We start from the raw sequence: 389 nt of genomic DNA on the forward strand, positions 1-389 counted from the left end.
CATAAATACATAGGTCCGCGTAACCATTCCATGTTCATCTTAATGCTTCGTTACGGTCTTACCATTAACGAAGTTGTATCTTTAAATATACAAGACATTAACTTTGCACAGAATACATTAACGGTAAACACAAGCAAATCAAAACGCACCTTAGAGCTTTCTAAACAAGATAAGAAAATCATATATGATTACCTATTAACAATCCCTCTATTATTTAGACCTAAGGATTATACAAATGATCCGTTATTTATTTCTTTTCATCCTCAAAAAATGGTTTATTGGTATGATTACAATTTAAATAAACCTAAAAGGATTAGTRTAATYGGYACAAAACGTATGATTGAAAGAGAAGTYAAACGTTCAGGTATACAAGCAATTGTAAGGTCTAC

1 protein-coding gene is annotated in these 389 nt (G+C 30.6%); it reads left to right on the plus strand.

Annotated features, from left to right (window positions below; all coding sequences use genetic code 11):
- Positions 1 to 42: 42 nt before the first annotated feature.
- The coding region (locus tag AC1DWA_RS33670) for a site-specific integrase (RefSeq protein WP_477917873.1) at positions 43 to 389 on the plus strand (347 nt) is incomplete at its 3' end.

The organism is Rhodococcus sp. P4_F3_2 (assembly GCF_056401335.1).